Source organism: Thermococcus sp. EP1 (assembly GCF_001317345.1).
In the GTDB taxonomy this organism is placed as follows: Archaea; Methanobacteriota_B; Thermococci; order Thermococcales; family Thermococcaceae; genus Thermococcus_A.
The window spans coordinates 1-3,317 of sequence record NZ_JXCG01000009.1 but is presented as its reverse complement, the minus strand read 5'-3'; the positions used below and the strand labels follow the sequence as shown (position 1 = coordinate 3,317).

Sequence of the window (3,317 nt, the reverse complement as noted above, 5' to 3'; positions counted from 1 at the left end):
AAGAGGCCCCTATAACCGCCGCTATACTCGCTATCTCATCCTCCATCTGGATATAATATCCTCTAACTTTCGGAAGTTCCCTTGCCATTGTCTCAGCAATCTCACTCGCCGGTGTTATCGGATAACCAGCGTAGAACCTACAACCTGCAAAAAGGGCCCCATATGCTATTGCTTCATCTCCCTGCATGAAGTAATTACCTTTCGGATACAACTTCCTCAAGAGCCCTATTTGCTCGGGCTCATCTCCACGGAATATCATGATATCACCACTTAACAGCTATAGCAAAGTCAGGACACAGGAGTTCACAAAGTTTACATTTCACACACTTCTCTGCATTCACGGGAAGGGGATAATGAACGCCTTTTTCACTAAGTTCTTTGCTCCACTCAAAAACCGTTCTTGGGCAGAGTTCTAGACAGATACCACACCCCTTGCATAGGAAAGTGTCCACGCTTATCTCAACTGCCTCTGTTTTCCCAATAGACAAATATCCTTCCTTTTTAACTTCGACATTTGCCATAAGCATCACCTACAATCCGCTAACTCTTTTTACTTATGTAAAACATTTAAAGTTTTCGAAAATTTTCTCACCTATGTACATGGATGGAGACTAAGTTGCTTGTTAAGACTCTAAATACCAACACATATCAGTTTATTGCACATAAACAAGCATCCAATGACCTATTTTAAGTTGAGGTTTTAGGATATTATCTTGATGTTTGTAAAAATAGAAAGCTCACAAGAGTTGAAGCTGCCAATCCATAAGTCCTTCAGTCACTATATACTGCCATTCTTCAATACATCCATGTGTGATTTCTTCGAGATACTTTAAATCTTGAGTATTTGAGAACTCCCTAATAGCCCTTGCAACCATTTTGTCGCATTTGCCACAATTACGAGGACCTCTTTTTGACCCTGCTCCAACAGGATCGCTTAGAATCCTTTTTTCGGGAAAAGTATTTTTGGCCCATTTAAGAACATCTACAACACTCCAGAGCCAAGGAGTTCTATACTCTCCTTTCTCCCATAATCTTTCATATGTCGTACCTCTTTGAATATTCGTTATATTTATGGAAAACGTATCTGTATATGGGGCCGCTTTCCTTATGCTCTCCTTTAGATCTCTAATAGCATCGCTTTCGCTTAAGAAAATAGGTTTAAAGAGCAGATAAGTCTTCACATGAGCCCCTGCTTTTTTAATAATTTCACTGGCCTTGATAAATTCTTCAAAGGTATTCCCCTTATTTATGCCAACATCAGCTACATCATCATTTGCAGTTTCCAAACCTATGGCTACCTCAAAATATTTATCCCCGATCAGTTCGACCAATTCCGTGATAGTTTCATACCTAACTAATTCTGAACGGCTTTCTACAACAATTTCCTCAACATTTTCAGTCTCTGCCAGTACAGAGAAGATTTCCCTCCTCGTTTCAGGCTTAACTTCTCCATCATCAAGAAAGCTTCCTGAAGTAAATATTCTAACTGAAATAGGGCCTTTTTTACCTTCGATCTTTTTCAAAGCCTTTTTAAAATATTGAATGAGTTCCTCTTGACTCCAAGGTATTTTTGGAGCCTCTGCAGGGTAAGAACACATATAACATGCTTCTCCAATTCTATATCGATAACATCCAATAGTCGGAAGGATAACATAAAGAGCATTCCCTTTTTTCCCCGCAACGTTGTCTTCACTTGTCCAAAATGTCATTAATTCCCACCTACCAAAGCTTAGGAAAGGTCTTTTTAAGCTTGATGGAAATGCTCATATAGAAGAAAAGGAAAAGCATTATGGTGATATCATGGGGCTAACTCAAGCAAAAACTTATGGGAGTGTAGGAGCCATACTTTCGATTCTTGGCGGGAATATCCCAAGAATTGGGAATCTGATAAGCATAATAGGATTTATATTGATTTTATTGGCTGTAAAAGAGATTTCCCTCGCAGTTAATAGGGACGACATATTTAAAGATTATTTAGTGGCATTTATACTCCACTTAGGGGCCTTTTTTGTGTTTCTGATTGCACTTATCTCGGTCATAGGGATCACAGTATTACAAGGGATATTTTGGAACTTAGCAGGAAAAGGACTGGAGAGCCTTGGACAAATTATTAAGGGTCTCTTAATAGGAGGAATACTAGCATGGATTCTTTTTGTTCTTGGATCTTATTACCTCAAAAAGAGTTATGAGAGTATAAGCATTGAGACCGAAGTGGGGATATTCAGAACAACAGGGCTCCTGTATTTTGTAGGTGCGATTTTATTGATCGTATTTGGAATAGGAGCATTATTGATTATCATCGGAAAAATACTCGAAATAGTAGCTTATCTCTCTCTACCGGAGAATATTAAAAAAGAGATGACGGCACGTGGAGGTTAAGAGATGGTTAAGATCTTAATAACCAATGATGACGGGATCTATTCAAAAGGGATAAAAGCAGCCGTTGAGGCCCTTCAAGATCTTGGAGAGATCTATGTTGTGGCCCCAATGTTCCAGCGAAGTGCGAGTGGAAGGGCCATGACTCTCCACAGACCATTGAGAGCAAAAAGAATAAACATTGAAGGGGCAAGAATAGCTTACGCTCTGGATGGTATGCCTGTTGACTGTGTAGTCTTTGCCATGGCAAGATTTGGAACATTCGACCTTGCAATTAGTGGAATAAACCTTGGAGAAAACATGAGTACCGAAATAACAATATCTGGAACAGCAAGTGCTGCTATAGAGGCGGCCACTCATGATATTCCAAGTATTGCCATAAGCTTAGAGGTTAACCGAGAAAAACATAAATTTGGTGAAGGTGAAGAAATAGACTTTTCTATTGCTAAGTTTTTCTTAAGAAAAGTCGCAAAAGCCGTTCTAACTCAAGGAATGCCCAAAAGTGTAGATATGCTCAACGTTAATATTCCATTTGGTGCAAGCAAAGATACTCCAATAAAACTCACGCGACTTGCAAAAAGAATGTATATGGCATCGGTTGAAGAGAGAATAGATCCCAAAGGAAACCCATACTATTGGATAGTAGGAACCCAATGTCCCAAGGATATTCTAGAACCAGGAACAGACATGTATGCAGTGAAAGTTGAGAAAAAAGTTAGTGTAACACCAATAAATCTTGACATGACAGCAAAAGTTGAGTTGGAGACAATTAGAAAGCATTTGAAGCTTTAGATAACTTAAAAGAATCTTGGCGCCCGGGTCGGGATTTGAACCCGAGTCGCGGGAGTGACAGTCCCGCATGATGGGCCTGGCTACACCACCCGGGCATTTGAGTGGCCGGCGGCGGCCTCGGTTTCCCGCCCCCTCTCGGAGGGCAGTAC

Annotated in this window: 4 protein-coding genes, 1 tRNA gene and 1 pseudogene; 2 read left to right on the top strand and 4 right to left on the bottom strand. The window is 40.2% G+C overall.

Annotated features, from left to right (window positions below):
• The 3 genes and pseudogenes from EP1X_RS07695 to EP1X_RS07685 all read right to left on the bottom strand — a co-directional run.
• A pseudogene (locus EP1X_RS07695) lies at positions 1 to 259 on the bottom strand (2-oxoacid:acceptor oxidoreductase subunit alpha); the annotation flags it as partial.
• Positions 260 to 263: 4 nt separating this feature from the next.
• Positions 264 to 521, bottom strand: coding sequence for a 2-oxoglutarate ferredoxin oxidoreductase subunit delta (locus tag EP1X_RS07690; RefSeq protein WP_055283320.1), 258 nt, complete (start codon positions 519 to 521; stop codon positions 264 to 266).
• 216 nt (positions 522 to 737) lie between these two features.
• Positions 738 to 1,709, bottom strand: coding sequence for an archaeosine biosynthesis radical SAM protein RaSEA (locus EP1X_RS07685; protein WP_055283319.1), 972 nt, complete (start codon positions 1,707 to 1,709; stop codon positions 738 to 740).
• A gap of 91 nt (positions 1,710 to 1,800) precedes the next feature.
• Here EP1X_RS07685 and EP1X_RS07680 point away from each other — a divergent pair, with 91 nt between their 5' ends.
• Positions 1,801 to 2,379 (top strand): DUF996 domain-containing protein, encoded by a 579-nt coding sequence (locus EP1X_RS07680; protein WP_055283317.1) that lies wholly within the window; start codon positions 1,801 to 1,803, stop codon positions 2,377 to 2,379.
• A gap of 3 nt (positions 2,380 to 2,382) precedes the next feature.
• Positions 2,383 to 3,168 (top strand): 5'/3'-nucleotidase SurE, encoded by a 786-nt coding sequence (gene surE / locus EP1X_RS07675; RefSeq protein WP_055283315.1) that lies wholly within the window; start codon positions 2,383 to 2,385, stop codon positions 3,166 to 3,168.
• Between the two features lie 17 nt (positions 3,169 to 3,185).
• Here the strand turns inward: surE and EP1X_RS07670 are convergent.
• A tRNA-Asp gene (locus EP1X_RS07670) sits at positions 3,186 to 3,263 on the bottom strand.
• Between the last annotated feature and the right edge of the window lie 54 nt (positions 3,264 to 3,317).

Coding starts and splice junctions, on each gene's coding strand:
- surE (WP_055283315.1), top strand. CDS start 2,383: ATGGTTAAGATCTTAATAACCAATGATGACGGGATCTATTCAAAAGGG.
- EP1X_RS07690 (WP_055283320.1), bottom strand. CDS start 521: ATGGCAAATGTCGAAGTTAAAAAGGAAGGATATTTGTCTATTGGGAAA.
- EP1X_RS07680 (WP_055283317.1), top strand. CDS start 1,801: ATGGGGCTAACTCAAGCAAAAACTTATGGGAGTGTAGGAGCCATACTT.
- EP1X_RS07685 (WP_055283319.1), bottom strand. CDS start 1,709: ATGACATTTTGGACAAGTGAAGACAACGTTGCGGGGAAAAAAGGGAAT.